General features: G+C 40.7%; 23 protein-coding genes and 1 pseudogene. 15 read left to right on the top strand and 9 right to left on the bottom strand.

Annotation, left to right across the window (positions count from 1 at the left end):
* The 3 genes from FTU79_RS04955 to radA all read right to left on the bottom strand — a co-directional run bounded on the left by FTU79_RS04955 (position 1) and on the right by radA (position 3,060).
* Positions 1 to 300, bottom strand: coding sequence for a hypothetical protein (locus FTU79_RS04955; protein ID WP_180049084.1), 300 nt, complete (start codon positions 298 to 300; stop codon positions 1 to 3).
* A 249-nt stretch (positions 301 to 549) separates the two neighbouring features.
* Positions 550 to 1,548 (bottom strand): Tim44 domain-containing protein, encoded by a 999-nt coding sequence (locus FTU79_RS04950; protein WP_180049058.1) that lies wholly within the window; start codon positions 1,546 to 1,548, stop codon positions 550 to 552.
* A 123-nt stretch (positions 1,549 to 1,671) separates the two neighbouring features.
* Complete coding sequence (gene radA / locus FTU79_RS04945; protein ID WP_180026689.1) at positions 1,672 to 3,060, bottom strand: DNA repair protein RadA; 1,389 nt, start codon at positions 3,058 to 3,060, stop codon at positions 1,672 to 1,674.
* A gap of 185 nt (positions 3,061 to 3,245) precedes the next feature.
* Between radA and FTU79_RS04940 the strand changes: the two are divergent.
* Positions 3,246 to 3,602, top strand: a pseudogene (locus FTU79_RS04940) (hypothetical protein); the annotation flags it as partial.
* 240 nt (positions 3,603 to 3,842) lie between these two features.
* Here the strand turns inward: FTU79_RS04940 and FTU79_RS04935 are convergent.
* The gene (locus tag FTU79_RS04935; RefSeq protein ID WP_180049055.1) at positions 3,843 to 5,204 is read right to left on the bottom strand and encodes a sodium:alanine symporter family protein; all 1,362 of its coding nucleotides are present in this window, start codon (positions 5,202 to 5,204) and stop codon (positions 3,843 to 3,845) included.
* Between the two features lie 332 nt (positions 5,205 to 5,536).
* Here FTU79_RS04935 and FTU79_RS04930 point away from each other — a divergent pair, with 332 nt between their 5' ends.
* The 7 genes from FTU79_RS04930 to FTU79_RS04900 all read left to right on the top strand — a co-directional run bounded on the left by FTU79_RS04930 (position 5,537) and on the right by FTU79_RS04900 (position 12,186).
* A complete protein-coding gene (locus tag FTU79_RS04930) occupies positions 5,537 to 6,940 on the top strand; it encodes an amino acid permease (RefSeq protein ID WP_078192075.1) in 1,404 nt (467 codons plus the stop codon).
* 344 nt (positions 6,941 to 7,284) lie between these two features.
* Positions 7,285 to 7,494: a lipoprotein gene (locus FTU79_RS04925; RefSeq protein ID WP_373685129.1), complete on the top strand. Its 210-nt coding sequence runs from the start codon at positions 7,285 to 7,287 to the stop codon at positions 7,492 to 7,494.
* A 24-nt stretch (positions 7,495 to 7,518) separates the two neighbouring features.
* Positions 7,519 to 8,763 carry a diaminopimelate decarboxylase gene (gene lysA / locus FTU79_RS04920; RefSeq protein ID WP_180049053.1) on the top strand — a complete coding sequence of 415 codons (1,245 nt, stop codon included), beginning with the start codon at positions 7,519 to 7,521 and terminating at the stop codon, positions 8,761 to 8,763.
* A 13-nt stretch (positions 8,764 to 8,776) separates the two neighbouring features.
* The gene (dapF, locus tag FTU79_RS04915; RefSeq protein ID WP_180026692.1) at positions 8,777 to 9,622 is read left to right on the top strand and encodes a diaminopimelate epimerase; all 846 of its coding nucleotides are present in this window, start codon (positions 8,777 to 8,779) and stop codon (positions 9,620 to 9,622) included.
* Positions 9,623 to 9,706: 84 nt separating this feature from the next.
* Complete coding sequence (locus FTU79_RS04910) at positions 9,707 to 10,540, top strand: enhanced serine sensitivity protein SseB C-terminal domain-containing protein (protein ID WP_168378269.1); 834 nt, start codon at positions 9,707 to 9,709, stop codon at positions 10,538 to 10,540.
* A gap of 77 nt (positions 10,541 to 10,617) precedes the next feature.
* The gene (locus FTU79_RS04905; protein ID WP_180049082.1) at positions 10,618 to 11,535 is read left to right on the top strand and encodes a tyrosine recombinase XerC; all 918 of its coding nucleotides are present in this window, start codon (positions 10,618 to 10,620) and stop codon (positions 11,533 to 11,535) included.
* A 279-nt stretch (positions 11,536 to 11,814) separates the two neighbouring features.
* Positions 11,815 to 12,186, top strand: a complete 372-nt coding sequence (locus FTU79_RS04900; RefSeq protein ID WP_078190406.1) for a hypothetical protein — start codon at positions 11,815 to 11,817, stop codon at positions 12,184 to 12,186.
* 454 nt (positions 12,187 to 12,640) lie between these two features.
* On the opposite strand, the gene FTU79_RS04895 is transcribed toward FTU79_RS04900, so the two are convergent.
* Positions 12,641 to 13,135 (bottom strand): Lrp/AsnC family transcriptional regulator, encoded by a 495-nt coding sequence (locus FTU79_RS04895; RefSeq protein WP_078190405.1) that lies wholly within the window; start codon positions 13,133 to 13,135, stop codon positions 12,641 to 12,643.
* A 113-nt stretch (positions 13,136 to 13,248) separates the two neighbouring features.
* On the opposite strand from FTU79_RS04895, the gene FTU79_RS04890 reads away from it, so the two are divergent.
* The 6 genes from FTU79_RS04890 (at position 13,249) to FTU79_RS04865 (ending at position 20,965) form a co-directional block, all read left to right on the top strand.
* Complete coding sequence (locus FTU79_RS04890) at positions 13,249 to 13,854, top strand: LysE family translocator (protein ID WP_180049051.1); 606 nt, start codon at positions 13,249 to 13,251, stop codon at positions 13,852 to 13,854.
* Positions 13,855 to 14,381: 527 nt separating this feature from the next.
* Positions 14,382 to 15,134 (top strand): electron transfer flavoprotein subunit beta/FixA family protein, encoded by a 753-nt coding sequence (locus FTU79_RS04885; RefSeq protein WP_078192067.1) that lies wholly within the window; start codon positions 14,382 to 14,384, stop codon positions 15,132 to 15,134.
* An 18-nt stretch (positions 15,135 to 15,152) separates the two neighbouring features.
* Positions 15,153 to 16,085 (top strand): FAD-binding protein, encoded by a 933-nt coding sequence (locus FTU79_RS04880; protein ID WP_111883923.1) that lies wholly within the window; start codon positions 15,153 to 15,155, stop codon positions 16,083 to 16,085.
* Positions 16,086 to 16,540: 455 nt separating this feature from the next.
* Entirely contained in the window at positions 16,541 to 17,173 is a 633-nt protein-coding gene (locus FTU79_RS04875) for a hypothetical protein (RefSeq protein ID WP_180049050.1), read from the top strand.
* 290 nt (positions 17,174 to 17,463) lie between these two features.
* The gene (gyrA, locus tag FTU79_RS04870) at positions 17,464 to 20,448 is read left to right on the top strand and encodes a DNA gyrase subunit A (protein ID WP_180049048.1); all 2,985 of its coding nucleotides are present in this window, start codon (positions 17,464 to 17,466) and stop codon (positions 20,446 to 20,448) included.
* A gap of 73 nt (positions 20,449 to 20,521) precedes the next feature.
* On the top strand, positions 20,522 to 20,965 hold the full coding sequence (locus FTU79_RS04865; protein ID WP_180008324.1) for a DUF3887 domain-containing protein: 444 nt from the start codon (positions 20,522 to 20,524) through the stop codon (positions 20,963 to 20,965).
* Between the two features lie 67 nt (positions 20,966 to 21,032).
* Here the strand turns inward: FTU79_RS04865 and gltP are convergent, their stop codons facing one another.
* A complete protein-coding gene (gene gltP / locus FTU79_RS04860) occupies positions 21,033 to 22,328 on the bottom strand; it encodes a glutamate/aspartate:proton symporter GltP (RefSeq protein ID WP_078190399.1) in 1,296 nt (431 codons plus the stop codon).
* Between the two features lie 460 nt (positions 22,329 to 22,788).
* Between gltP and FTU79_RS04855 the strand changes: the two genes are divergently transcribed.
* Positions 22,789 to 23,337: a hypothetical protein gene (locus FTU79_RS04855; RefSeq protein ID WP_180049046.1), complete on the top strand. Its 549-nt coding sequence runs from the start codon at positions 22,789 to 22,791 to the stop codon at positions 23,335 to 23,337.
* Positions 23,338 to 23,456: 119 nt separating this feature from the next.
* On the opposite strand, the gene FTU79_RS04850 is transcribed toward FTU79_RS04855, so the two are convergent.
* The 3 genes from FTU79_RS04850 to FTU79_RS04840 are packed head-to-tail and all read right to left on the bottom strand — an operon-like array spanning position 23,457 to position 26,901.
* Entirely contained in the window at positions 23,457 to 24,554 is a 1,098-nt protein-coding gene (locus FTU79_RS04850; RefSeq protein ID WP_373685645.1) for an ABC transporter permease, read from the bottom strand.
* A 17-nt stretch (positions 24,555 to 24,571) separates the two neighbouring features.
* The gene (locus FTU79_RS04845; protein WP_180049042.1) at positions 24,572 to 25,702 is read right to left on the bottom strand and encodes an ABC transporter permease; all 1,131 of its coding nucleotides are present in this window, start codon (positions 25,700 to 25,702) and stop codon (positions 24,572 to 24,574) included.
* A complete protein-coding gene (locus FTU79_RS04840) occupies positions 25,702 to 26,901 on the bottom strand; it encodes an HlyD family secretion protein (protein ID WP_373684050.1) in 1,200 nt (399 codons plus the stop codon). The genes FTU79_RS04845 and FTU79_RS04840 overlap by 1 nt, the downstream gene beginning before the upstream one ends.
* Positions 26,902 to 26,904: the final 3 nt, after the last annotated feature.

Raw genomic sequence — 26,904 nt, 5'->3', positions numbered from 1 at the left:
TTAGCTTCCCATCATCATGTAAATGGCATACAAACACACCGCAGGGATCACAATGCCTAAAGTTGCTTTGAGGGTTTTATTCACCATAAAGACCCAAATAAATGCACAGCTCCACAGGATAAACGCAATTAAAGTTGCACTCATGGCTGCAGTTCCACGGTCTTCGCTAAACACATCTGCGATCACCATGGCAGATAGCATCGCGACAACATATCCGCCCACTAAAGCGAGGGCAAAGCGATAGAAAATCATCAAGCGATAGGTCAATAGAGAGGGGGTGTCTTTACGCGCTTTAGGCAGCGCAGATGTGAGGGGGGCACGAGTGCCTCAGGTGGTGAGCTATTCATAAAATACTTAAGCGCTTGGAAATTGTATTAAAGCTAATCTAAATGATAACAATTATTATTAATAATTAAAATAATGTATTCACAAAATTATTGATTTTTCAGCATGCTGAGTTGAAGTTGAATTAAAAAAGAGGGAAATAAAGGCAAAAAAATAGCGACCGAAGTCGCTATTTTAGAATGCAAGAATGCTTAAATGTCTACATTATTGCTCTTGTTGAATGCCTGCAACTAACCAGTCTTGATCAGAACCCGCAGGTTTAACAAAATGCCATACTTCAGCAAATGGCTGTGGCAGGCTATTTAAGTCTTCACTAACAGTACCTGTAAAACGCACACTTACAACGTATTGACCATTTTCGTTCGCAGAATCGACCACCATAGCATTTAAGTTAGAAAACTCAGCAACGTCTTCATCTTTATTCGCCATAATGTCGTTATACATAGACTGGTAAAGGTCAGGCGTTAAGTAACGCTGAATTTCAGAAATGTTGCTTGCCGTATTCATCGATTGAATGTGGTTAAAACGCTGACGTGCAACACGTAAGAATGTTGCTGGTTCTGTACCATCAGGCAATTGATTGCCGCTGTTGGTATAGGCAGAACCAAAAGGCGCGTTCGTTGCAGCAGCAGCACCAAATGGAGCATTTGAAGCTGAATTGCCGCCTACAGAATTACCAAAAATATTCGTATTGTCATTGCCTGCACGAGGTGCAGCATTTTGCTGGCCAAACGGTGCATTGTTTGCACCGCTGTTTGGCGCATACGGATTGTTAGCGGCTAGTTTTTTTTTTGCGCCCATCTTACGGAAAATGAAGAAGGCAACAGCAGCGGCAAGTAAAATCCAGATCCAGCCTGGAATACCACCTTTCTCTTCCTGTTGTTGAGCTTGCGCTTCAGAAGCTGCTTGACCATTGTTGTCATCGGCCATCGCATTTGCAGCGACTGCACCAATTGCAGCACCAGCCACACCAGCTGCAACCATTCCGCCCACATTCGAGCCAGATTTTGCTGGAGCGCCAGCAGTTGCAGGCTGTTGAACAGGAGCAGATTGACGAGGTTGCTGATAAGACTGAGTTGGAGCAGCTTGACGGCTCATACCATGGCTTTTACCACCACCGGCACGTTTCGCTTCTGCAATCGGCGCTACCAAAAGGGCTGCTGTTAAAAGAGCAGTCATCAAACCACGCTGTCGAACTTCCATCAAATTTTCCTATATCTATATAAAGTTAAAATAGCCATCTAGTTATGCCGCCATTTGTACTGAATTTCAATAGAACATCGGTAAAAAATTGAAAATTCATTCAAAATAAACTATTCAACGTGACTAAGACTCATCGGTCAGCGTAATTGCCTGACTCAATGCCTCATGTAAACGTGCGACAGAAATAATCTCTACACCTGAAATTGGTTTTTGCGGTGCATTCCCACGCGGTAAAATAATGGTTTTGAAGCCATGCTTAATGGCTTCTTTGAGTCGTTCCTGTCCATTGGGTACAGGACGGATTTCGCCTGAAAGTCCAACTTCGCCAAATACCGCCAAATGCTGTGGCAGGGCTTTAGCTCTTAAGCTAGAGGCGCAGGCTAAAAGTACCGCAAGGTCAGAACCGGTTTCTGTGATTTTTAAACCACCCACGACATTGACATAGACATCTTGTCCTGCAGTTTGTACGCCACCATGACGGTGCATAACGGCTAAAAGCATGTTTAAACGGTTTTGTTCTAAACCTAAGGCCACGCGTCGAGGTTGTCCGTGCGCATCATCTACCAAAGCCTGAACTTCAACCAAAAGTGGACGTGTACCTTCACGGCTAATCATGACAATGGAACCCGGAATGGCTTCATCATAACGACTCAGGAAAATAGCGGATGGGTTTGATACCTCGCGCAGACCTTTATCAGTCATGCCAAATACACCAAGCTCGTTGACCGCACCAAAACGGTTTTTCACCGCCCGAATCATACGGAAGCGCGAGTCAGACTGACCTTCAAAATACAAAACACAATCGACCATGTGCTCAAGCACACGAGGGCCTGCCAAAGAGCCTTCTTTTGTTACGTGACCGACAATAAACAATGCTGTGCCACTATTTTTGGCAAAGCGGGTCAGGAGTGCAGCCGATTCACGAATTTGGGAAACACCGCCCGGCGCAGACTGGAGTGTTTCGGTGTATAAGGTTTGGATCGAATCTAAAATGGCCACGGCAGGGCGTTCATGTGCCAATACTTCGCAAATACGCTCGACACAGGTTTCTGCCATGACTTTGAGTTGATCGGTCGGCAAATCTAGGCGTTGGGCACGTAGCGCCACCTGAGACAAAGATTCCTCACCTGTGACATATAAGGCAGAACTTTTACTCGCCGCCATATAGGTTGCGGTTTGTAGCAAAATAGTGGATTTACCAATGCCGGGGTCACCACCAATCAGCACAACTGAACCTGTGACCAGTCCACCGCCAAGCACACGGTCAAATTCACCAATACCTGTTGCCATTCGGGTTTCATGCGAAACAGAAACTTGATTTAAGGTGGTCACAGCAGCGGCTTGACCTGCATAGCCACCGCCCATTTTAGGCTGTGCACGGTGTGTAACGGCGGGTGCAATACTGACTTCGACTAATGAATTCCATTCACCACATTCGGTACATTGACCGGCCCATTTGGGATGATCAGCACCACATTGTTCACATCGATAGACACTTTTTGCTTTCGCCATAATATTTACTGTGCACAAACTCAAATTGAGTCACAGCATAGCGGTGAATACATCGAAAAACCAAGTTTTTATCGCATGAAATGACTGTTGAAGGTCAATTGATGTCGTTTTATTTTCAAGAGCTGCACTTTTACATAGTAAGCACTTTATAATAGCGCATTATATTTTTTGAAATGGGTCACCACATGACTGAACTATTACGACATATCGATGCCATCGCACGTGAAAAAAATCGTGATGTGTTATTTGTGCATTTTGAAGAATATGATCATCAACATCCTGAAAAAAATACGGTGCGTAATGATGTTATGCACTGGTTTGACCTGCAAAATATCGACTATTTCCCTTGTATGGGGCTAGAAGGTGAGTCTTTAATCGATAGCTATACAGGTGATTTATACCTTGACGTGCCTTTTGATGAAAGCAGCCCTGCATATAAAACCCTCAGTGAATACCTTGAAGATGAACAAGGGAACATGAAAATTCAGGGGGTATTGTTCTTTTCTTTATCTTTGGAAATTGCCCTAGAAATCGAAGCTGATCTGATGGAAGCCAGTGCTGTAGATTCTGAATATGCTGAAAATGAGTTTGGTGACCAATTTGGTGAAGGCTTTATTGAAGATACTGAATCAGATCCAAAAGATGAAGCAGCCAATGAAAGCAACACGAAAAACGACAAATTTGATGATGGTCAAATTGGTACGATTCAATAAGTAAATATTGATTTTCAGTCCGAAAAAAAAAGCCACGTGAATTCACGTGGCTTTTTGTTTAGCAGGGGATTAGTACAATTCACCTGATTTACGACGTTCAATAAAATCTTTCGATTCTTTTACAATGATGCCTGAGAGCAATAACAGTGCAATACAGTTTGGTGCAGCCATCAAACCGTTAAAGGTATCGGCAAATAACCAAACGAGATCGAGTGTTACGACACAGCCGACAAAGACTGATGCGATGTAAATTAAGCGATAAATCAGTACTGACTTTTCACCTAAGAGGTATGTACAGCATTTTTCACCATAATAGCTCCAACCCAGAATGGTTGAATAAGCGAAGAAAATAATACCGAAAGTCACGACCCAACCACCGAAGCCAGGAAGTAGTTTGTCAAAAACACTAATCGTCAGTACGGCACCCGTTTGATCACCAAAGCTTTGTCCCGCCATGATGAAGCCCATCACCAGTACGATACCTGTAATTGAGCAAACAATGATGGTGTCTAAGAACGTACCTGTCATAGAGACAAGACCTTGACGTGCTGGGTGGTCAGTTTTTGCAGCCGCAGCGGCAATGGGTGCAGAGCCCATACCTGCTTCATTAGAGAATACACCACGTGCCACACCATAACGAATCGCAGCACCAATCGCACCACCCGCAGCAGCTTCGCCCGTAAATGCATAGCTAAAGATCATTTTTAGTGCAGGGATCACCAATTCAAGGTTGGTGAAAATAATGATTAAGCCACCCAATACATAACCTACCGCCATAATTGGAACAATAAATGAAGAGGCTTTAGAAATGGATTTGATGCCGCCTAAAATAACGAGGGCAGAGAATATGGTGATGACGATTGCAGTGGTGAGTGTGCTGATCCCTAAGCTGTTTTGCACAGCAAGCGCGACAGTATTGGACTGTACTGAGCTACCAATACCAAAGGATGCCAAAGTACCAAATAGGGCAAATACCACTGCCAACCATTTCCACTTAGGCCCAAGTCCACGTTCGATGTAATACATCGGACCACCGTTCATTTCGCCATTTTCATTTTTATGACGAAACTTTACAGCGAGTACACCTTCACCATATTTGGTTGCCATACCAAAGAGCGCGGTCATCCACATCCAAAACACTGCGCCCGGACCACCGAGCACACAAGCGGTGGCTACACCGGCAATATTACCTGTACCAATGGTGGCAGAAAGTGCGGTCATAAGTGAGGCGAAATGAGAAATATCGCCATCATGTTGATCTGCTTTAGGATGCTTGCCAAAGACTTGTTTGAATGCGAAAGGCAACATGCGAAATTGCCAGAAAAGTAGTCGGAAGGTGAGGAATACACCTGTTCCGACAATGAGGACCAACATGTATGGGCCCCAGACCCATCCACTGAGTGTTTCCATGATATTTTGAATTTCTTGCATAGTATCTTCTTCTTATCGGCCCTGAGTGAGTGAATGCTACATTTTTGATATCTGTAGCAATTGATATGCCATTGTTTGAAACTTCCATGATTTTTGGCATATTTTTTTTTCGTTGGTAAAATATTTTTTGCATAAAATTTAAGTTATTACAAGTAAATTGTTGTTTTATTGGTCGCTTTAAAATGTGAACTGGCGCTAAGATTTTTATATATAAGAAAAATAAATTAACTTTGTCACTTAATCCGAAAATATAGATGATGAAAAATAATTTTGTATTTTCTGAAATTTTTACGTTAATTTGTCGCAATTGGAACGCGAAGTTGAATTAAATAATGTCAAATGAAATTCATGGATCGCACGCTGATAGTGGCGATTTGAAACGAAGCTTGTCCAACCGACACCTGCAATTGATTGCGATTGGTGGTGCGATTGGTACAGGTTTATTTATGGGGTCAGGAAAGACCATCAGTTTAGCTGGTCCGTCCATCCTTATTATCTATATGATTATTGGTTTTATGGTTTTCCTCGTCATGCGTGCATTAGGCGAGTTATTACTATCAAATCTTGAATATAAATCTTTTATCGATTTTGCAACTGACTTAATCGGCCCGTGGGCAGGTTATTTTGTGGGTTGGACCTATTGGCTGTGCTGGATCACTATAGGGATTGCAGATTTATCGGCCATTATTTATTACCTGCAATTCTTTAATGGAGGTAACCCGTTCTCGCCCGAAGAAGGGGTGATGATCAGTGTTGCCGCCATTGTATTTATCATGGGTTTAAACCTTGTTACGGTTAAACTTTTTGGTGAGTTAGAGTTTTGGTTTGCACTGATTAAGATTATTGCAATCGTGGTGCTCATTGGTGTCGGTCTTTGGATGATCTTTACCGGTTTTACCTCATCGACAGGTGAAATCGCATCATTCACACATTTATGGTCACATGGTGGTCTATTCCCAACAGGAGTAACTGGCTTCTTGGCAGGTTTCCAGATCGCCATTTTTGCCTTTGTCGGCGTAGAACTCGTGGGTACTACGGCAGCAGAAACCAAAGATCCAGAACACAACTTGCCTAAAGCTGTGAACTCGATTCCGATTCGTATCATTATTTTCTATGTGCTTGCACTTGTGATTGTGATGTCCGTTACGCCATGGAATGCCATTGACCCAAGCATTTCACCATTCGTGAACTTGTTTAGCCAAGCCGGTATTGCTGCTGCTGCGATTATTATGAACTTGGTGGTGTTGTCATCAGTTATGTCATCGATGAATAGTGGTGTGTTCTCGACTTCACGTATGTTGTTTGGTTTATCTCGTGAAGAGCAAGGTCCAAAAGCGTTTGGCCGTCTAAACTCACGTGCAGTTCCGGCAAATGCGTTATATTTCTCGGCAGTTTGTTTGTTGTTAGGTGCTGCATTACAGTATTTCGTTCCGAACACGGTTGAAGCCTTCACTTTAGCAACCACACTTTCGACGATTTTATTTATCTGCGTATGGCTCATGATTATCTGGAGCTATATCGTTTACTATAAAACTCGTCCTGAGCTGCATGCGAAATCAACCTTTAAATTGCCGGGCGGCTTATATACTTGCTGGCTCGTGATTATCTTCTTCATCGGCATGATTTATGTTTTGTCATTAGAAGCAGATACCATGAAAGCGCTCATGGTGAGCCCGATTTGGTTCATCATATTGATTATTGGCTATTTCGGTTTTTATAAGAAAAAGCACCATTAATTTACATTTTTGATCTGATGTAAAAACATAAAAAGCTGCTCCTGAGGGGGCAGCTTTTTTATTTGGATATGGACTTATTTTAAGTTAAAACAGACTGTTTATTAGCGTTTCGATTTGTATTAAACAGCATTCAAATTGATAAGCTATTTCAGAGAAATCAATAGCCTGATCGAGCTAGAAATAAAGACAAATAAGGGTTGAAAACAGCACCATCAAATTTTGCTTAAATTTAGTGCAGAATGGCAAAAAGCTCACTTGGAATTACAGGGCTTTTCTTTTATCCGCGGGTTGATCACGTTATACTCGGAAAAATCTTTTCATTAGGTACGTTTATGTATCGTTTTATGAATTATAAAATTATTGTATTAGCAAGTGCTGTGCTGTTGACAGCTTGTGGTCAGTCTGGTGCATTGCATTTACCTTCTGATGCAAATGCAGATAAACGCGCAAAATATCTGATTTATCCAGATACGCCTGCACAGCAAAAGCAGGAAAAACAAGCGGCTCCTGTTACAACTGAGTCGGAATCTTCAAATTCTAACCCTACACCTTAATGCTTTTATAGAAAGGATACTTTCATGAGTTTCACCCGTACGAATGGGGTATTGCATGCAGAGCAATGTTCTTTACAACAGCTTGCACAGCAATATGGCACACCGCTTTATGTTTATTCAAAAGCTACTTTTGAAAAGCATTATTCAGATATGGATCGTGCATTTAGCTTTATCGACCATCAAATTTGTTTTGCGGTAAAGTCAAACTCTAATCTTGCGGTGTTAAACGTACTTGCCAAGCAGGGCGCTGGTTTTGATATCGTGACGGGTGGTGAACTCGCACGTGTATTAAAAGCCGGTGGTGAAGCTTCTAAAATTGTATTCTCAGGTTTGGGTAAAACTGAAGCCGATATCCAAAAAGCATTGGACGTGGGTATTGCATGTTTTAACGTTGAATCACATGCAGAGTTGGATCGAATCCAAAAAGTTGCTGCGGCAATGGGTAAGAAAGCACCGATTTCATTGCGCGTAAATCCAGATGTGGATGCTAAAACGCATCCTTATATCTCTACGGGTTTAAAAGAAAATAAATTCGGTATTCCTTCAGACAGCGTTTTTGACACTTATGCGTATGCGGCATCATTGCCAAATCTTGAGATAATCGGGATTGATTGCCATATCGGTTCACAGTTGACTGAAACTCAGCCTTTTGTTGATGCACTTGATCGTATCATTGTGATGATCAATCAATTGAAAGAGATGGGGATTCACCTAAAACACATCGATATCGGTGGTGGTTTAGGCGTGACCTACAAAGACGAAGTTCCACCAACTGTTGAAGAATATGCTCAGGCAATGCGTCCTGCATTAGAAAAATTAGGCCTTAAGGTGTATATGGAACCGGGGCGTAGTATTTCTGCAAATGCAGGCGTGTTGTTAACCAAAGTTGATTTACTCAAACCGACCAATCATCGTAATTTTGCCATTATTGATGCTGCAATGAACGACTTAATCCGTCCCGCTTTATATGAAGCATGGATGGATATTCAGGAAGTAACACCTCGTACAGATACTGAAAAGAAAGACTGGGATGTTGTTGGCGCGATTTGCGAAACTGGCGATTTCCTCGGTAAGCAACGTCAGTTGGCGATTCAAGAAAATGACGTGCTTGCAGTATTGGGTGCGGGTGCTTATGGTTTTGTCATGAGTTCAAACTACAACAGCCGTGGACGTGCTGCTGAAGTGATGGTTGATGGTGATCAGTCTCATTTGATTCGTGAGCGTGAAACCATCGAATCATTATGGGAACGTGAACGTTTATTGCCTTAAGGAGAAATTCGAGATGTTATTAGAATTTACCAAAATGCATGGCCTTGGCAATGACTTTATGGTGGTCGATCTGATTAGCCAACGGGCTTATTTAGATACAGTGACGATTCAACGTTTGGCCGATCGTCATTTTGGTATTGGTTTTGATCAGCTTTTGATTGTAGAACCACCTGATTTACCCAATGTCGATTTTAAATATCGTATTTTTAATGCAGATGGTTCGGAAGTTGAACAATGCGGAAATGGCGTACGTTGTTTTGCGCGCTTTGTGCATGAACGTAAGTTGACCAGCAAAACCAAAATCAAAGTACAAACCAAGTCAGGTATCGTAGAGCCTGAATTAGGTGTAAATGGTTGGGTGCGCGTCAATATGGGTTATCCACGCTTTTTGCCGCATGAAATTCCATTTATTGCGGAAGAGCCTGAAAACTTATACGACATTGCATTGGCGAATAATGAACAGCTCACCATTGATGTAGTGAGTATGGGTAATCCGCATGCAGTGACGATCGTTCCTGATGTCATTACTGCAGACGTCGCTAAAATTGGTCCACAAGTCGAATCGCATGAGCGTTTTCCACAGCGTGTAAATGCTGGTTTTATGCAAATTGTGGATGAGAAACATGCACGCTTACGTGTATTTGAACGTGGTGTCGGTGAGACTATGGCCTGTGGTACAGGTGCTTGTGCAGCGGCAGTATCAGGTATGCGTCGTGGTTTATTAGCCAATTCAGTCGAAATTGAGTTGGCAGGTGGTAAGCTACAGATTGAGTGGCAAGAAGGTGGTGTAGTCTGGATGACTGGACCAACTGCAACAGTTTACGAAGGACGCTTAGATTTAAGTTACTTCCAAGGTTAAAATCAAAGCCCTGATTCATTCAGGGCTTTTTTCATAAAATAAAAAGTGAATAAAAAATTATAATTCAATTGGATTGGAATCAACATGGAACAAATAAACGAAGAAATAAAAGAAGAAATCTTAGAACAACTTTTTCATAAAGCCTTACATGAACCCGCGTATCGACCCGAATTTTTAGCTCAGTTATTGGCAGCCAATGTGTATTGTGTGGGAACAACAGGGGGACGTGATTCACGTATTGCCGAAGATTTGATCTTGGATGAAGGCGACCGTATTCAATTGAAATCATGGGAAGATGAAACATATGATTGCGTCATTCCATTTTTTACGTCCTTGGAAAAAATGCGTTTAGCAATATCTGAAGAGGAGTCGTATATCCGGCTACCAACCAAGGCATTATTTGAAATGACTTTAGGAGCAAGGCTTGTATTGAATCCACAATCACCTGATGCGACGAAGGACTTTGTACCAGAAGAAATTCAACATTTGCTGAACGGGCAGTATATTCAGCCCTCAGAAAACTATGAAGTTACGGAAGATACGGAAGTTTTAATTGGTCAGCCGGCGGAATATCCGCAGTTTATGATTGATCAATTAAGCATTTTTTTCGGCACAGAGCGTGTGGTAAAAGCTGCTTATTTAGCGCAAATGCTGAATCAAGCTCGAGATGATTCACCGACTTTGTTGATCGGATTAGATTTAGAAGCAGGATTATCTGAACAACAAATTCAAGAATTGCACAGTAAAATTGGTCGTATCACACAGGATAGTTTAAAAGAGCAATGCCCAGTGGATTTAATCCATGTCAATCCGCACAGTGTCGATGGTGTAGAAGGGTATTTGCTTAATGAAACGCAAGCTTTTTACCAACGTGTTGATGGTAAGCCTAAGGGGTTCTTTGCTAGACTCTTTTCATAAAACAGATATGTAAGATCGCTTTAGAGAACGTACCACAACGCTAAAGCACATGTTGAAATGGGAGAAGACAGGTGACGATGGATCAGAGTCAACTACTGGCTATGTGGTTGAAGGAACGTGAAATTCAAAATCAGTCTAAACATACCTTGCAAGCGTATGAGCGCGATGTCAGTGATTTTCTCCAATTTTGTACAATACGCAACTTGCCACTGCATGATGTTGAAAAGTCAGATCTGCGTGAATTTGTTGCTCATAAAGTGGAACAGTTTCAGCTCAGTCCAAGTAGTTTGCAGCGCATGTTATCTTCGATACGCCAATTTATGAAATGGGCAGAACAAGGGGATTATCTTAGTTTCAACCCCGCAGATGATTTTCAGCTCAAACGCCAATCACGTCCTTTACCTGGATTGGTCGATATTGAAACCATTAAACAAATCATGGAACAGCCTGAGCCAGAAAGTGAAACTCAACGGCAGCTTTGGATACGTGATAAAGCGATTTTGGAGCTGCTATATTCAAGTGGTTTACGTTTGGCTGAAGTGCAGGGCTTAACCATTCGAGATATTGATTTTAATCGCCAACTGTTACGTATTACGGGTAAAGGGAATAAAACGCGCATTGTACCTTTTGGTTCTAAAGCCAAAGAGGCTGTGATGCATTGGTTGCAATTATATCCTGCATGGCATGGTGATTTTGTCCCAGAAGCCCAAGTTTTTATCACTCAAAAAGGTAATCCACTGGGGGTAAGACAAATAGAAAATCGAGTTAAATTTCAAGCTCGACGTGCAGGTGTAAATGTCGATTTACATCCGCATTTATTACGACATTGCTTCGCTAGCCATATGTTGTCCAATAGCGGTGACTTGCGTGCTGTACAAGAAATGTTGGGTCATAGTAATTTAACCACTACACAAATTTATACCCATGTGGATTTTGATCGATTGGCACAAGTGTATGATCAGGCCCATCCAAGGGCACAGCATAAAGATTCGTAACAATTGCAAAAACGACTTTGGTACTCAGTGGTCTAAATTTTGCTTAAATTCACAGGCTAGATTTCACATTTTGCATCCTAAAGTGGTCTACTTCATGAAAATTAAATAAGGATGTGAAAAAATATTGGTAAAATTGACCGACATTTTGAACTATTGTCGCATTATAAAAATTCAAATTATCGGGTATAAAAATTGTCCATTATTGAATTGACGTAAGTGCTGAAGTGAAATTCGCCATTTACTAAATTGCTGTACCGTTAAAAATATATAGGCCATACCATGATTTCAGATATTCAAGAAAAATATGACCAGTTAAATGGTCAGCAAAAAGAAATTTTTGCAGGATACGGCTTACGCCAAATCAAACACTTTGTTGAAATTGGTTTGCCTGAAATAGAAGCTGTATTACCAGAAGGTTCACAGCTTCAAGGGATTAATGCCGATGGTAAAGTTCAGGCGTTTAATGCGGCGACGGGCCAATATTTTATTTGGATTTCGGATAAACAGTGGCAGCTTAGCAATAAAGCAACTGTAAAATTTGACAGCAAAGAAGATGCCCTCACCATTTGGCGTATTTTTGATTTGGCACAATATGAACTTATTGACCTAAGCCACATCCATCGTGACTTTTTGGAAAATCAGCCAGCCTAAACCATAGGGCAAATAAACTACTCATGGGCTATCTTCATTGGTTTTTGGATGTTTAGCCCTTATATCACTCGCTCCATGACATTTTGAGATGCTTGTGAGCAGAGCGTTAGAGTGTTGATCTTCTTTGCATAGCTTAGTTGCCTAAACAAAAATCTCTAAATGCCAATCCGTTTCGCTGCTCTTGATTCAATTTGTTCAGTTTTGATAGCGAGAGCCTGTCAATCCAATCAATGGTTTTCCTACTTGAGCAATTGAGCTCAAAGACCTCCTAGATATTTCCTATTCAATTGCCGCAAATCATTATTTTTCTTTGCTTAAAATATAATGAAATACCGCATAGCTAAGTATTTGCATTCGAGGCTGTGAAGGTAATCCGTCACTACATTGGCAAGCTTGTAGTATCAGCCTCGTCGTTTCTGATGCTTGAGTTGTTCCTTGGCAGACCAATTTCTGTTTATAAATCTTCTAACGGTAACTGGAAGCTTTGTTTGATGATTTGGCTTGGTAAATCAGTCTTTACACTAGTGATGCCATTTTTCTTGGTTAAGTGAGTAGACTGAAATTTACGGTAACTTTCTAGGTCAGGAACTACAACTTTGAGCATTGCATCGCACTCACCCAAAATAATGTAGCACTCCATGACTTGAGGAAGTTCTTTCATCGCTTCGATAAAAGTATCGATGGTTTCAGCATCTTGCCCAGTCAACCAAATACGAGAGAATAAAATCAATTGAAAGCCAATCTTTTGTGGATCGACCACGGTGGTGTAATTCTGAATCACACCTGCTTCTTCGAGTAATTTGACCCGACGTAAACAAGAAGAAGGAGAGAGTCCAATTTCCTTGGCTAAGTCATTATTTTGCATACGACCATTATTTTGAAGTGCGCGAATGATATTTTTATCAATACGATCCAGTTTAACTAGAATTGACTTAGAAGATGTCTTCATGAAATAGAATATAATTCTAAAAATAATATCTATTATAGAATATTTGATATCCTATTTTAAAGCGATTCAAACATACTAATTTCACTTTCAGGACATAGAAAGGGAAAATTGAAATGTCTGTATTTGCTTTATTTGCCTTAACGGTAATTCCCCTTATTTTCACACCAGGACCCGATATGCTTTTTATCCTGTCACAAGTGATGGGTAAGGATGCAAAAGCAGGCATGATGGCAACAGTGGGGGTATGCTCAGGTTACTTGGTTCACTCGATTTTGGTGGCATTGGGTATTGCTGCGATTATCGTGTCATTTCCACTACTGTTTGAAACAATCCGCTGGTTGGGGATTGCTTATCTTTTATATTTGGCAACGCATTTACTGCGTTCAGTATTTAGCAGTAAAAAATTAAGTATTGAGAAAAAGTCAGCGTCCAACCCGATTAAAAAAGGCTTTTTTACGGCTTTACTGAACCCGAAAGGAATGTTGATATATTTTGCAATTTTGCCGCAATTTATCAATAAATCAGCGAGTACCGTGAGCCAAGGTTTGATTTTGTCCTTCATTTTTATTGGGCTGATTTTTGTGGTGTATTGTAGTTTAAGTGTGGTCTTTGCACGTATTACACAAAAAACTCAAATTGATGAACGCAAACAAAAGTGGATCGATGGTACATCAGGCGGTTTATTGGCTCTTGCTGCGACATGGTTAATTGCCAATTAAAAACAGTAAATGTAAATAGAAATAAATGCCTTAACTAAAACCTTCGTGGAAGCGGAGGTTTTTTTATATGTGCTGAATATCGGCAGATATTAAGAACAAGAAAGAGAGAAAAACCCACCAATTAGCTTCAGAAAAGTGAAATGAACGCTAAATTCATTATGCTTCTATCTTAAATGACAAGTTTAGATATGTTGCCGAATGTGTAGAGGGAAAGCTCTATTTCAGAAAGATTGATCGAAAATTGATATTAAATCAGATCTTTTGATGAGCTAAATCAAGTAAAAAAATAATAAAAATCAATGCTTAAAAAATAACTGAATAATGCGTTTTTTTGGATAACTGAACCATTCTCTAAAAAATGTGAACGATAAGTTCAAGGAAATTACGCTTTTTTACAGGTCTTTCGATAATTGTGACTTGACCGAAATGCCGTACACATTGCAAGATAGGGCACCTAAAAAATTTAAAGTGAAGAGTTAATATAACTTTTCTCAACATTTACATTTGCTAAAACAGCCGAGGATTACATGAAGGCTCTTGTTGCTGTAAAACGTGTGGTTGATGCCAACGTTAAAGTTCGCGTTAAGCCGGACAACAGTGGTGTTGACTTAACGAACGTTAAAATGTCAATTAACCCATTCTGTGAAATCGCAGTGGAAGAAGCGGTTCGTTTAAAAGAAAAAGGAACTGTTTCAGAAATCGTTGTTGTTTCTATTGGTCCTAAAGAAGCTCAAGAACAAATCCGTTCTTCTATGGCGCTTGGTGCAGACCGCGGTATCCTTGTTGAAGCTGACGACAGCCAGTTAGGTGCACTTGAAGTTGCAAAAATCCTAAAAGGTGTTGTAGACGCTGAACAACCTCAATTGATCCTTCTTGGTAAACAAGCAATTGATGACGACTCTAACCAAGTTGGTCAGATGCTTGGCGCGCTTTTAGGTGCTGGCCAAGGTACTTTCGCTTCAGAAGTTAAAGTTGAAGGCGACAAAGTACAAGTGACTCGTGAAATTGACGGTGGTTTACAAACTGTTGAACTTGCACTTCCTGCAATTATCACCACTGACTTGCGTTTGAATGAGCCACGTTATGCTGCTCTTCCAAACATTATGAAAGCGCGTAAAAAACCGCTTGATACTAAGTCACCTGCTGATTATGGCGTTTCACCTGCGACTAAGCTTAAAACTGTTAAAGTTGAAGCTCCTGCAGAACGTAAAGCGGGCGTACAAGTGAAGTCTGTAGACGAGCTTGTAGATAAATTGAAAAACGAAGCGAAAGTGATCTAATACAGAAGGATAAAAATCATGAGTATTTTAGTTATCGCTGAGCACGACAACAAAGCACTAAATGGTGCAACTCTTAACGTTGTTGCTGCAGCGCAAAAAATCGGTGGTGATATCACTGTATTAGTAGCTGGTTCAGGCGCTCAAGCAGTTGCAGACCAAGCAGCTAAAGTTGCGGGTGTAAGCAAAGTATTACTTGCTGACGACGCTGCTTATGCTAATCAATTGGCTGAAAACGTTGCTAAATTAGTTGCTTCTATCGGTGCGGGTTACACTCACATCCTTGCTGCTTCTACGACAACGGGCAAAAACGTACTTCCACGTGCTGCTGCGCTACTTGACGTAAGCATGATCACTGACATCATTGCTGTTGAAGGTCCTAAAACTTTCAAACGTCCAATCTATGCAGGCAACGCGATTGCAACTGTAGAGTCTGGCGAGTCTGTTGTAGTTGCGACTGTTCGTGGTACTGCATTTGATGCTGTTGCAAGCGAAGGCGGCTCTGCTGCAGTTGAAGCTGTTGCATCTACTGGTGATGCTGGTATTTCTAAGTTCGTTTCTGAAGAAATCGTGAAATCTGAACGTCCAGAATTAACAGCTGCGCGTATCGTTGTGTCTGGTGGTCGTGGTGTAGGTTCAGGTGAAAACTATCACACTGTTCTTGATCCATTAGCGGACAAGCTTGGTGCTGCGCAAGGCGCATCTCGTGCAGCAGTTGATGCTGGTTTCGTACCAAACGATATGCAAGTGGGTCAAACAGGTAAAATCGTTGCTCCTGACTTGTACATCGCTGTTGGTATCTCTGGTGCGATTCAGCACTTGGCAGGTATGAAAGAATCTAAAGTGATCGTTGCGATCAACAAAGATGAAGAAGCGCCAATTAACTCAGTAGCTGACTACTGGTTAGTGGGTGATTTGAACACTGTAGTTCCAGAATTAGTATCTAAAATCTAATTTCTGAACGCAGTTCAAAACGCTCCTAAGCTTATGGTTTAGGGGCGTTTTTATTGTTTGAAGAATTAGTAGGTCTTCTTGGTTATGTTTAATCGATTAATTATACGTAAATGTAAATATATAAATTGCATTTAGATGTTTCATGCTTATGGGGGTAGTGGATTCTTAATTTAGTACTTCAATATTCATACGATGTGATTTCTTATTATTGGTATTAGACACTACTGTAGCGTAAGCTAAACGTATGTTGAAACTTAAATGGTAAGTAAGCAGGCGCAATCGCTTGGTAATAGGATGTAAATTAATAAATTATAACAAATACAAAGATTTAAAATAAAATAATAAAAATTTATCTTTCAAGTTTGAATCTTAAACTTAAAGCAAGCTTAAGGGATTGTATATTTTGTGTTAACATTGCTTTTTTATTGAACTTGCCTTTTAGGCGGAGTCTCCCTTTGAAATTTGATTTTCAGTTACCAGTCAGTGTATTGGTGCTGATGATCTGCTGTTTACTTTTTCCTGTTTTACAAAGTATCTCTTTTCCTTTATTTGATGGAATGACTGTTACAGCAGTTGAATCGATCCAAGCATTGTTATTGCTGTTTTTTGCGATTTTTACTTTTTTCTATATTCGACCACTTGAAATGCAAGATGGAAAGAAACAATTTTGGTTGTGGGCTGTCGCATGGTGGTTGTTGCTATTTGGTCGCAGTATTAGTTGGGGACGTGACTTTTTTCCTGATGTGCCTAAACCGTATTTTCGTTTAATTTCGGTATTCATGATTGCACCAGTCGTCTTTATGCTGTTTTCGCCTTATTTGCGTCAAGAAATTGTACATAAACTAAAAACCTTGGCTTTGCCAATTTGGCCATTAGGCTTGGTGATATTGGGCTTACTTATTTCTGATGCAGTTGAGCATAGTCGAAGTCTCAGTTTTTTCTTTTTGTACGATTTGGCTTATAAAGATTTCATCGAAGAAGTTTATGAATTTCCGCTTATTTTAGGTTTGTTTTTAACAGCATACCCATGGATGCAGCAGGATCATGTACCTCAAGAATTAGAGGTCATGCAATATCATAAAGAGTGATTTTTATCACATTTATGCGCCTAAATTTGAAGCTTCGAAAAGATTTTTTTTGAACATTAAATAACCTCTATTCGTAGAGGTTTTTTTCACAGCAAATAAAATCAAAATGCTTAAAATAAATACAAAAAATCATGGTTCTAGTGCAAGATGATTGGCACAAAAATCAGGGTTTTTATGCTATACTGTCCGACTTGATTTTTGATATTGGTTCAGTATTTTTTGAACTAATTTTTACAGATTTACGATATATAAATGCGGGCAGAATTCTGCTTGTATAACAAGGAGTATGCATGAGCGTATCGGAAATTAGACCGATTGCCATTGAGGATGAACTGAAGAGCTCATATCTCGATTATGCAATGAGCGTGATTGTGTCACGTGCGTTGCCAGATGTCCGAGATGGTCTCAAACCTGTTCACCGTCGTGTGCTTTTTGCAATGCACGAATTGGGCAATGACTACAACAAAGCTTACAAAAAGTCTGCCCGTGTAGTCGGTGACGTCATCGGTAAATATCACCCACATGGTGACTTAGCTGTATACGAAACCATTGTTCGTATGGCTCAAGATTTCAGTTTACGCTATCAATTGGTTGATGGTCAGGGTAACTTCGGTTCTGTCGATGGTGACAGTGCAGCAGCAATGCGTTATACCGAAGTTCGTATGCGTAAATTAACCCACGAACTTTTAGCGGATCTTGAGAAAGATACCGTAGAGTGGGAAGACAACTACGACGGTTCTGAACGTATTCCACAAGTCATGCCAACACGTGTGCCTAACTTGTTGATTAACGGTGTAGCTGGTATTGCTGTAGGTATGGCAACCAATATGGCTCCGCATAACATGACAGAAGTCATTAATGCATGTCTTGCTTATGCCAACGATCCGCACATTAGCATTGAAGGGTTAATGGAACATATTTCTGGTCCAGACTTCCCTACAGGCGGCATCATTTACGGTAAATCAGGCATTGTCGATGCGTACCGTACTGGTAAAGGCCGTTTGCATATCCGTGGTAAATATCACATTGAAGAAGACCAAAAATCGGGCCGTAGCACGATTGTCTTCACTGAAATTCCTTATCAAGTTAACAAAGCAAAAACCATTGAACGTATTGCTGAGTTGGTTAAAGAGAAAAAACTTGAAGGTATTTCTGAACTTCGTGATGAATCAGATAAAGAAGGGATGCGTATTGCAATTGACTTGAAGCGTGGTGAAAACGCCGAAGTGATTGTAAATAACCTATTCCAAAATACCCAATTAGAAAATTCATTCAGCATTAACATGGTATGCCTCGATAATGGTCAGCCTAAGTTAATGAACTTGAAGGATATTATTGCAGCGTTTATCCGTCACCGTCAGGAAGTGGTTACACGCCGTACCATGTTCGAATTGCGTAAAGCACGTGAGCGTGGACATATCTTAGAAGGTTTGACGGTTGCTCTGGCAAATATCGATGCGATCATTGAAACCATCAAAACATCTGCAAACCCAAGCGAAGCGCGCGAACGTTTACAAGCGGGCGAGTGGGCAGGTGGTGGTGTTGTTGCCTTGCTTGAAAAAGCAGGCGCGGTATCTGTCCGTCCAGATGAAATTGAAGGCGAAGATCCAGCACGTCCATTTGGTTTAACAGGTGATATTTATCGTCTGTCTCCAACCCAAGTAGGTGCGATCTTAGAACTTCGTTTACATCGCTTAACCGGTCTAGAACAAGACAAGTTACAAGCTGAATATACAGAAATTCTTGGTCAAATTGCTGAATATACTGCAATTTTGAACGATTTCAACTTGTTGATGAACGTGATTAAAGAAGAATTGGCTTTAATCCTTCAACAATATGGCGATGCACGTCGTACCGATATCGTGGAATCACGTATCGACTTCTCTCGTGAAGATTTAATCCCTGAAGAGCAAATGGTACTGACTGTTTCTAAATCAGGTTATGCAAAAACTCAACCATTGTCAGACTACGCTGCACAGCGTCGTGGTGGACGTGGTAAGTCTGCAACTTCAATGAAAGAAGACGATTACATCCAACATTTGATCGTGACTTCAAACCACGCAACAGTGCTTTGCTTTACCAATGTAGGTAAAGTTTATCGTCTGAAAGTGTATGAAGTGCCTCAAGCATCTCGTGGTGCGAAAGGTCGTCCGATGGTGAACTTATTGCCATTAGATGAAAACGAAACCATCACCGCTATTTTACCAGTGGTCGATGCGCCGAAGAAATTTAAAGAACGTTTGGCTGACTTTAAAGTATTTGTAAAAGCCAATAGTGCACAGTTACAAACCAATGAAGTGATTAATAGTCATTTTGCGGGCTTAGAAGCTGCACTTGCTGAGACTGAAGATGGTGCAGATGATTTATCTGACGCACTTCGTATTCAGTTGAAACAATTGGGTCTAGAGTTGTCTACGACTGATCTTGATGATGAAATCATCAATGACTTTGCACAGCAAGCGGAAGCCGTTCGTAAAAACTTCTACGTATTTATGGCAACAGAATACGGTACGATTAAACGTGTTGAGTTAGAACAATTCTCGAATGTTCGTTCAAACGGTCTACGCGCGATTGAACTCAATGGTGATGACACCTTAATCGGTGTTGCCATTACCGACGGCGAACAACAAATCATGTTGTTCTCAAACGAAGGTAAAGCCATTCGTTTTGCAGAAACTGACGTGCGTTCAATGGGTCGTTCTGCCAAAGGTGTTCGTGGTATGCGCGTGACCATTGGTGCAGCAGCTCAAGCTGAAGACGCTGAGGATGCGGATGTAGAGTCGGATGATGAAGATACCTCTGATTCAGCTCTCATTAGCCGTATTGTGTCATTGGTGGTTGTTCCTGAAACGGGTGAAGTACTTTGTGCTTCAGCTAATGGTTATGGTAAACGTACACCAGTAGATGACTTCCCAACCAAGAAACGTGGCGGTAAAGGTGTTATTGCAATCAAAACATCTGAACGTAACGGTGAACTTGTTGGTGCGGTAGCGATTGATGCGTCTAAAGAGCTGATGTTAATTTCAGATGGTGGTACGCTGGTTCGTACACGTGCATCTGAAGTGGCACAAACAGGTCGTAATGCTCAAGGTGTTCGTTTGATCCGTTTAGGTGAAAGCGAAATCTTAGTCGGTGTTGTGGCGATCGAAGCAGTTGAAGAAGACGAAACTTTTGAAGAAGTGGAAGCAATCGAAACTGAGCAGCTTGTCGATGATTCAACGATTATTGATCAAAATGACAATGAATCAGATCTCAATGAGCCTGAAGAAGACTAATTGAAGATTGAGAAAAGAGGGCGCTACGGCGTCCTTTTTTATAGACAGATAATTTTAGATTGATGAGTACAATATGAAATTAAAATATTTTGTAATGGCTTCACTTTTTGGGTTGGGCGGCTGTGACCAAATTGGTCAAAAAGCCTTAAATGCAATTCCAGACCCAAGTGCTGAACAGACTGAAGTTGCCCAAGCTGCCTATGATCAGTTGCGTGTAGGCAATTTTGAAAAGCTGTACACCTACTTTGAACCAGAACTCAAAGCCAAGTTTGAACAGAATGAAAAAGAGCTGCGTAAATTTGCACGGGGTATTCCGAAACAAGATTACTCACGCAAAAATATAGTAGCAAAGCACATTGAAAAATCAACTGAAAAACCGTCTTTATATACAGTTACTTATGAGTATGGTTATACCAATAAAAACCTTGTACAGTATGATGTAAGTTTTGATAAACCCGCAGGAAGTAACAAAATTCGAGATTTTAATATTTCAGTGTTTGGTGAAAAAAATAAATAAAGTTTGGTAAAAAATAAAACAAAGCTGTAAAAAAGGACGCCTAAGCGTCCTTTTTTATGACATAAAATTAAGCGGCATCTTTAAGATTAGCGGCATAATTTTTTTGTTTTTCAGTATCAAATTGGCCTTCCCATTTACTGATCACCAGTACCGCAAGCGCGTTACCAATCACATTCAGTACAGTACGTGCCATATCTAAAATACGGTCAATACCCGCAATGAATGCCAGACCTTCAAGTGGAATACCGACACTGCCAAGAGTCGCCAGCAAGACCACGAAAGAAACGCCTGGTACACCTGCAATCCCTTTAGAGGTAATCATCAAGGTCAGTACCAGAATCACTTGTTGGGTGATTGTCAGATCAATCCCGTAAAGCTGAGCAATAAAGATAGCCGCAATACTTTGATATAGGGTCGAACCATCGAGGTTAAATGAATAGCCAATTGGAATTACGAAACTGGTAATCGGTTTCGGAGCACCATAAGCTTCCATTTTTTCCATAATACGGGGGAGGACAGTTTCAGAACTTGCAGTTGAATACGCGAGAATCAATTCATCTTTTAGAATCTTGATAATGGCCCAAACACTGAAGCCACAGAACTTGGCAACGGCACCTAATACTATAAAAATAAAGAAGAATATTGCACCATAAACTAAAACTGCGAGCTTAAGCAGTGGCACAAGAGAGCTGAAGCCGAAATTCGCAACAGTCGCTGCAATCAGGCCGAATACACCAATAGGTGCAAACATCATGATCATGTGCGTAACTTTAAACATCGTTTCAGAAACAGCGGTCAACACTTTAATTAAAGGTTGTTTTACTTCCTGATCAAGCGCACCTAAACCTACACCAAACATCACAGAGAAAAAGATGATTGGGAGCATTTGACCACTCGTCAAAGCTGCAAAAAAGTTAGATGGAATAAGTGAAAGTATTGTTTGAATCAAACCATGAGAATGTTCACTGACTTCATGTGTTGTTTCTTGATACTTTGAAATATCGACTTGCGTCAATGCAGACATATCAATGCCGGCACCAGGTTGGAATACGTTGGCTGCAACTAAACCGACTAAAATAGCAACGGTGGTAATGATTTCAAAATAAATAATTGTTTTGAAACCTAGTTTACCTAAGTTACTACCGTGACTTGTATTGGCAATACCTAAAATAAGCATCGACACAACAAGCGGAATAACGATCATCTTAATGAGGTTAATAAAAATTGAACCCAAAGGAGTCAAAAAGTTATTAACTAAAGCATCACGATATTCAGGAGAATAGTGTAGGAAAGCACCAACAAGTATACCTAGAATGAGAGCAATCACGATTTGCCAGGCAAGGCTCACCTTAATCTTTTTCATACATCAGCTCTTATGTCAGATTTGGGAGAAAAAAGCCCACAGTCATCCACGAACAAAAGTTGCAGACAGACTGAGTCCGCCATGACAAAAAGTTCTGAATAATTTGGGAGATAAATACGACAATATTTTGCAGTTTATATGAGAATACAGCCAACGATTTTGATCAAAACCAAACTGTTTGATCGATAAATTATCATTTTTAGTTGTATAAACGATTTGATTGTTAAGTTTAATTTATAAAACGAATAAAATTGAGTTATTAATAAACACTTCACAAAATCTCTGATTTACCTAGAAAGATCGAAAAAACTAAATGTGAGCCTGTATTTTTCATTTTTATATAGAAGTTTGCTTTATACTTGTGAAGCAGATAAATCAGTGAAAATTCTATAAATCACACAGATTATCCGAAATAAATTTTAACTTTATATATTTTAATAATAAGCAGAGGGCTTGTACGGTGTTGAAAAAATTAGTCGTCATCATCGCTTTAATCTTACCTATAACGGCTTGTGAAAAAATTGGCGATTTCTTGATTGCAAAATTCGAATCAAGCCTACCAAGTGAGACAAGCTCCCAGCGTACCAAGTCAGAAAAATTATTCGCAGCACTACACCAACCCCATCAAGACAGCTTTTTGGCATTGGTTGAAGAAAATGTTCGTGATGCGATGCTAGCAGATCCAGAGCTGTTTTCACGTATGAAAAAGCTGATTCCTGCAGGTCAACCTAGCGCTGAAGCGCAAGTGATTCAGCGAATGGCAAATACTCGGCTGGGAGAAGGTAAGACCACAACAATTGTGTATAAATATGATTATCCGCAAAAAGAACTGTATATGAGTGTGGTCTTTGCAGGTCATGATGGGGACGATAAAGTGAAAGGATTCTGGCTTGAAAACGCTGCAGAAAAAGAATCAGATGATTTGGTTACTGAGATCACCTCAGATGCAGATGATTTTGATATTCAAGTGGATGAAGCATCGACTGTCACGCCAAATGCATACAGCTAATAGATGACAGCAAGAATTTAAATTTGAGACATGATTAGATACAAAGCGTTCGAGTCTATGATGAATAGGTTTGAACGCATTTCGCTTGAGACCAGACATGTCTTACAGCACAAACAGTTTTATCTTTTGGCAAACTTTAAACGCCAGACAGCAAGACATAAAAAAATCAGTCCAATACTTGTGAGGTAAAGCAGTTTTGGGATGACGATTACTGTAGGCACACCCATCTGATTGAGTTGAAGGAACATTTGAATGCCTTGGGTCGAAGGTAATGCTTGAGCGAGTATTTGCATCCATTTAGGCATAGCTGCATGTGGCCATGCCGTTCCCGAAAGTAGAAATAGCGGAATAGAACTAAAAACGATGACATGTCCTGCACGTTCTGGCAGGTCAAGAAAAGTTGCGAGATAGAGGGTCATCGCAATAATACAACTGAGGAAGATGGGTACAGCAATGAACATGCCCCACAAATTTCCACCCCGTGGATAGTCATTCAGCCAAAAGGTAAAACCAAATAAATAGAAGCACCCCAAAGTTCCAATGGTCAAAATACACAAGAAAATGCCAGCTAATTGTGTATAGCTTGGACGCCATGTGGTGTTTTGTCGATAGGTCGCAATAAGCATGCACAGACCCAATAAAATCGTCTGATGAATAATTAAGGGAGCAACCGCTGGGAAAATATAGCTGCCATAGCCTGAAAGTGGATTAAATAATGGAATCTTATGAATCGACAAAGCGGGGCTAAAATCAGATATGTTCTGGAATTTTTCTGCATATTCGACGAGGGCATTTTCCATAGAACTGGCTAAACCTAAGCCAATTTTTTGAGTCTTTAGAAAGTTTGCAGCACTGAGATATAAACCAATTCCACCGGTTTCACCACGGCGAATGCTATTTGAAAGATTACTCGGCAACAGTAAAATCCCGTCAGCTTGCTGACTTCTGAGCATATTTTCAGCCTCAGCAAAATTACCAGTCACAGCTTGAATTTCTACATTGGGACTATTGGCTACAGCACCAATAATCTTATTAGTGAGTATGCTTTGTTCCTCATCCACCACAATGATAGGGAGCGATTCTGCGTGTTCCGCTTGATAGGCAATGGGATAAAAAAAACTGTAAAGAAAAACAGAAAGCACTAAGGTGGTAAAAATCGAACTGTGCTTCACAATATCTTTAAATGTTTGAATATAGTGTCTGAGCAAAGCTGTTATAAATAACGCGATTTTATTCATATGCTTTGTTCCTTCAGTACTTTACGTAAAAAGAAGCTGGCGAGAACCAAATAGAACAGACAGTAAATGATCAGGGTGATAAGCGGTGTGATTGAAATGGAGATTGGGCTACCAATGACCCATTGTTCTGTTTGTAATTTGGCATAAGGCGTATAGGGAATAATATTGGCCCAGAACTTTGTAAACATTGGCGCGTTATTCAGCGGCAATGTCACCCCTGCAAAACTGAGTGATGAGCCACCATACACAGCGATAAAACCAAATGACTTGGTGAGATCACGTGTCGCCAAAACCACGGTAGAACTGATAAAGGCATAGGCTGTATAAAAAAACAATTGCCCGAGCAAAATGAGCAGTAATGAACCTTGAACAAACCACCCTCTAAACACAATCAGCCAGAACATCCACGCCCAAGTCCAAGCGGTAAAAATGAAAACATAACTGAGATTTTTAGCGATTAAAGCTTGAAAGACAGAACTTGGATTCACCCATTGATTTACAGTGTCATATTTGATTTCTTGACCAACCGAAAATGCGACGCAGCAGCAGAGTAATAAATGCAGAATCGCAGGAATCATGTACGGCTCTAAATAGAACTCATAATTTAAACCTGGATTATATAAAGGTGAAATTTTGACATTGGGCGTCGGTGCATCGAGGTAGGGAATGGTATTTTGTAAATAGTGATGACCACTAAAATCGGCCATGGCTTGCAATGTACTTAGCAGCATGGCTGATGAAATACTATTGCCGACACTAAAATAGCTTTGGTTATAGGCAATGCTGATTTCTGCATCTTTTGCTTGAACCAGTCGTTGCTCTGCGCCAGCAGGAATATGAATATAGCCCCAAATTTGAGTCTGATTTAAAAGCTTTTCAGCATCGTCCATACTAGGTGTAATGGTGGCTACTTTTAAAGTATGGTTGAGCTGCGCAAAATGAGTAATGTTACGGCTTAAACTGCTTTGATCTTGGTCTATGATCGCGATGGGTAAATGATCTGGTTTGCCTTGAGCAAACATATTAGTAAAGAGCAAAATCACAAGGGCAGGGGCAAGTGTGACCATGCACAAGTCCCATTTATGCTGCATCAAATAGCGAAACTCACGCAGAATGCCCCTAAACATTATTTACGCTCTTCAATTTTAAACAAAACGCTCATACCCACTTTTAAGTCAGCAATCGGCTGAGCGGGTTTCAGTTGGACTTTAAAACTACGAATGTCATAGCCGCCCGTTTGCCGCGTGGTTTTAATCGTTGCAAATTCACCTTCGGCTTCGATGTGATCAATTTTAAAATCGGCAGATTTGTTCAGTGCGGGTATAAATCCATGCATGGTCTTGAGTTGATACACTTGAGCATACTGGTCTTCACGGACATTTAAGCTAATCCATAAGCTATCATCTTGAATCAGGCTTACAACGGGCACACCCATCGCAACTAATTCTGAAACTTTGCCATAGGTTTTTGAAATGGTGCCATTGGAGGGTGCAAACAATTTGGTTTCCGCCTCAAGTGCATTGGCTTCAGCTAACGCGGCTTGCGCAATCTTGACTTGGGCATCTGCCGAGCTTTGTTGTTGCGGTGTACTGCCACGTTTTGCACGCGCATATTGTTGATAAGACGCTTCTGTCATTTGCGCAGCAGACACTGCGGCAGCTTGCATTTCATCACGGCGTTGTCGTGAAATCACACCTTCTTTATAGAGGTTTTGACCACGTTGGTAGGTGGTTTGCGCCAATTGTTGCTGTGCTTTTAGACTTTGCCAATTGGCATACAAACTATCAATATTTTCTTGTTGAGAGCCGCGTTCAGCTGTGGATTGCAGTGCTTGCGCAGATTGGAGAGCAGCTAAAGCCTGTTGTTTCTTTGCATCGACTTCGGGGCTGGTTAAACGAACCAGTGCTTGACCTGCTTGTACTTTTTCACCGTCATGCACATATATTTCTTCGATACGACTGGGTACTTTTGTACTAATGTGGATGGTTTCTGCCTCTACTCGACCTTGTAATTCAACCTGTTTAGGCTGATAACTTTTCCATAGACCAAATGCGATCAATGCCAAAAGTAGTATCAATATAATGCCAACGGCAATTTTTATCAGTATAGATTTCTTATGTTGGTCTTTTGATGGGGAGAAAGAGTGGTCTTGCTCTAGAGACGTTGAATTAACAGATTCTGTCGGCTTTTTATCCATCGCGATTTCGTCTTGCGTACTACTGTTTTCCATAACAGGCTTTGGTACAACCGTATCATTTGTTGATGTAACAGATGATTTATCCTCAGTTGAGGTGTCTTTTGGTTGATCAGTTGAATCCTGATTCATGTG

Source organism: Acinetobacter sp. YH12144 (assembly GCF_013418345.1).
Taxonomy (GTDB): Bacteria; Pseudomonadota; Gammaproteobacteria; order Pseudomonadales; family Moraxellaceae; genus Acinetobacter; species Acinetobacter amyesii.
The sequence above is the reverse complement of the archived record's forward strand: the minus strand, read 5'-3'. Positions and strand labels throughout refer to the sequence as shown.

Coding starts and splice junctions, on each gene's coding strand:
- FTU79_RS04925 (WP_373685129.1), top strand. CDS start 7,285: ATGAATTATAAAATTATTGTATTAGCAAGTGCTGTGCTGTTGACAGCT.
- gltP (WP_078190399.1), bottom strand. CDS start 22,328: ATGAAAAAGATTAAGGTGAGCCTTGCCTGGCAAATCGTGATTGCTCTC.
- FTU79_RS04930 (WP_078192075.1), top strand. CDS start 5,537: ATGTCAAATGAAATTCATGGATCGCACGCTGATAGTGGCGATTTGAAA.
- FTU79_RS04910 (WP_168378269.1), top strand. CDS start 9,707: ATGGAACAAATAAACGAAGAAATAAAAGAAGAAATCTTAGAACAACTT.
- FTU79_RS04845 (WP_180049042.1), bottom strand. CDS start 25,702: ATGTTTAGGGGCATTCTGCGTGAGTTTCGCTATTTGATGCAGCATAAA.
- dapF (WP_180026692.1), top strand. CDS start 8,777: ATGTTATTAGAATTTACCAAAATGCATGGCCTTGGCAATGACTTTATG.
- FTU79_RS04895 (WP_078190405.1), bottom strand. CDS start 13,135: ATGAAGACATCTTCTAAGTCAATTCTAGTTAAACTGGATCGTATTGAT.
- FTU79_RS04840 (WP_373684050.1), bottom strand. CDS start 26,901: ATGAATCAGGATTCAACTGATCAACCAAAAGACACCTCAACTGAGGAT.
- FTU79_RS04935 (WP_180049055.1), bottom strand. CDS start 5,204: ATGCAAGAAATTCAAAATATCATGGAAACACTCAGTGGATGGGTCTGG.
- FTU79_RS04890 (WP_180049051.1), top strand. CDS start 13,249: ATGTCTGTATTTGCTTTATTTGCCTTAACGGTAATTCCCCTTATTTTC.
- FTU79_RS04905 (WP_180049082.1), top strand. CDS start 10,618: ATGGATCAGAGTCAACTACTGGCTATGTGGTTGAAGGAACGTGAAATT.
- lysA (WP_180049053.1), top strand. CDS start 7,519: ATGAGTTTCACCCGTACGAATGGGGTATTGCATGCAGAGCAATGTTCT.
- gyrA (WP_180049048.1), top strand. CDS start 17,464: ATGAGCGTATCGGAAATTAGACCGATTGCCATTGAGGATGAACTGAAG.
- FTU79_RS04885 (WP_078192067.1), top strand. CDS start 14,382: ATGAAGGCTCTTGTTGCTGTAAAACGTGTGGTTGATGCCAACGTTAAA.
- FTU79_RS04865 (WP_180008324.1), top strand. CDS start 20,522: ATGAAATTAAAATATTTTGTAATGGCTTCACTTTTTGGGTTGGGCGGC.
- FTU79_RS04900 (WP_078190406.1), top strand. CDS start 11,815: ATGATTTCAGATATTCAAGAAAAATATGACCAGTTAAATGGTCAGCAA.
- radA (WP_180026689.1), bottom strand. CDS start 3,060: ATGGCGAAAGCAAAAAGTGTCTATCGATGTGAACAATGTGGTGCTGAT.
- FTU79_RS04880 (WP_111883923.1), top strand. CDS start 15,153: ATGAGTATTTTAGTTATCGCTGAGCACGACAACAAAGCACTAAATGGT.
- FTU79_RS04950 (WP_180049058.1), bottom strand. CDS start 1,548: ATGGAAGTTCGACAGCGTGGTTTGATGACTGCTCTTTTAACAGCAGCC.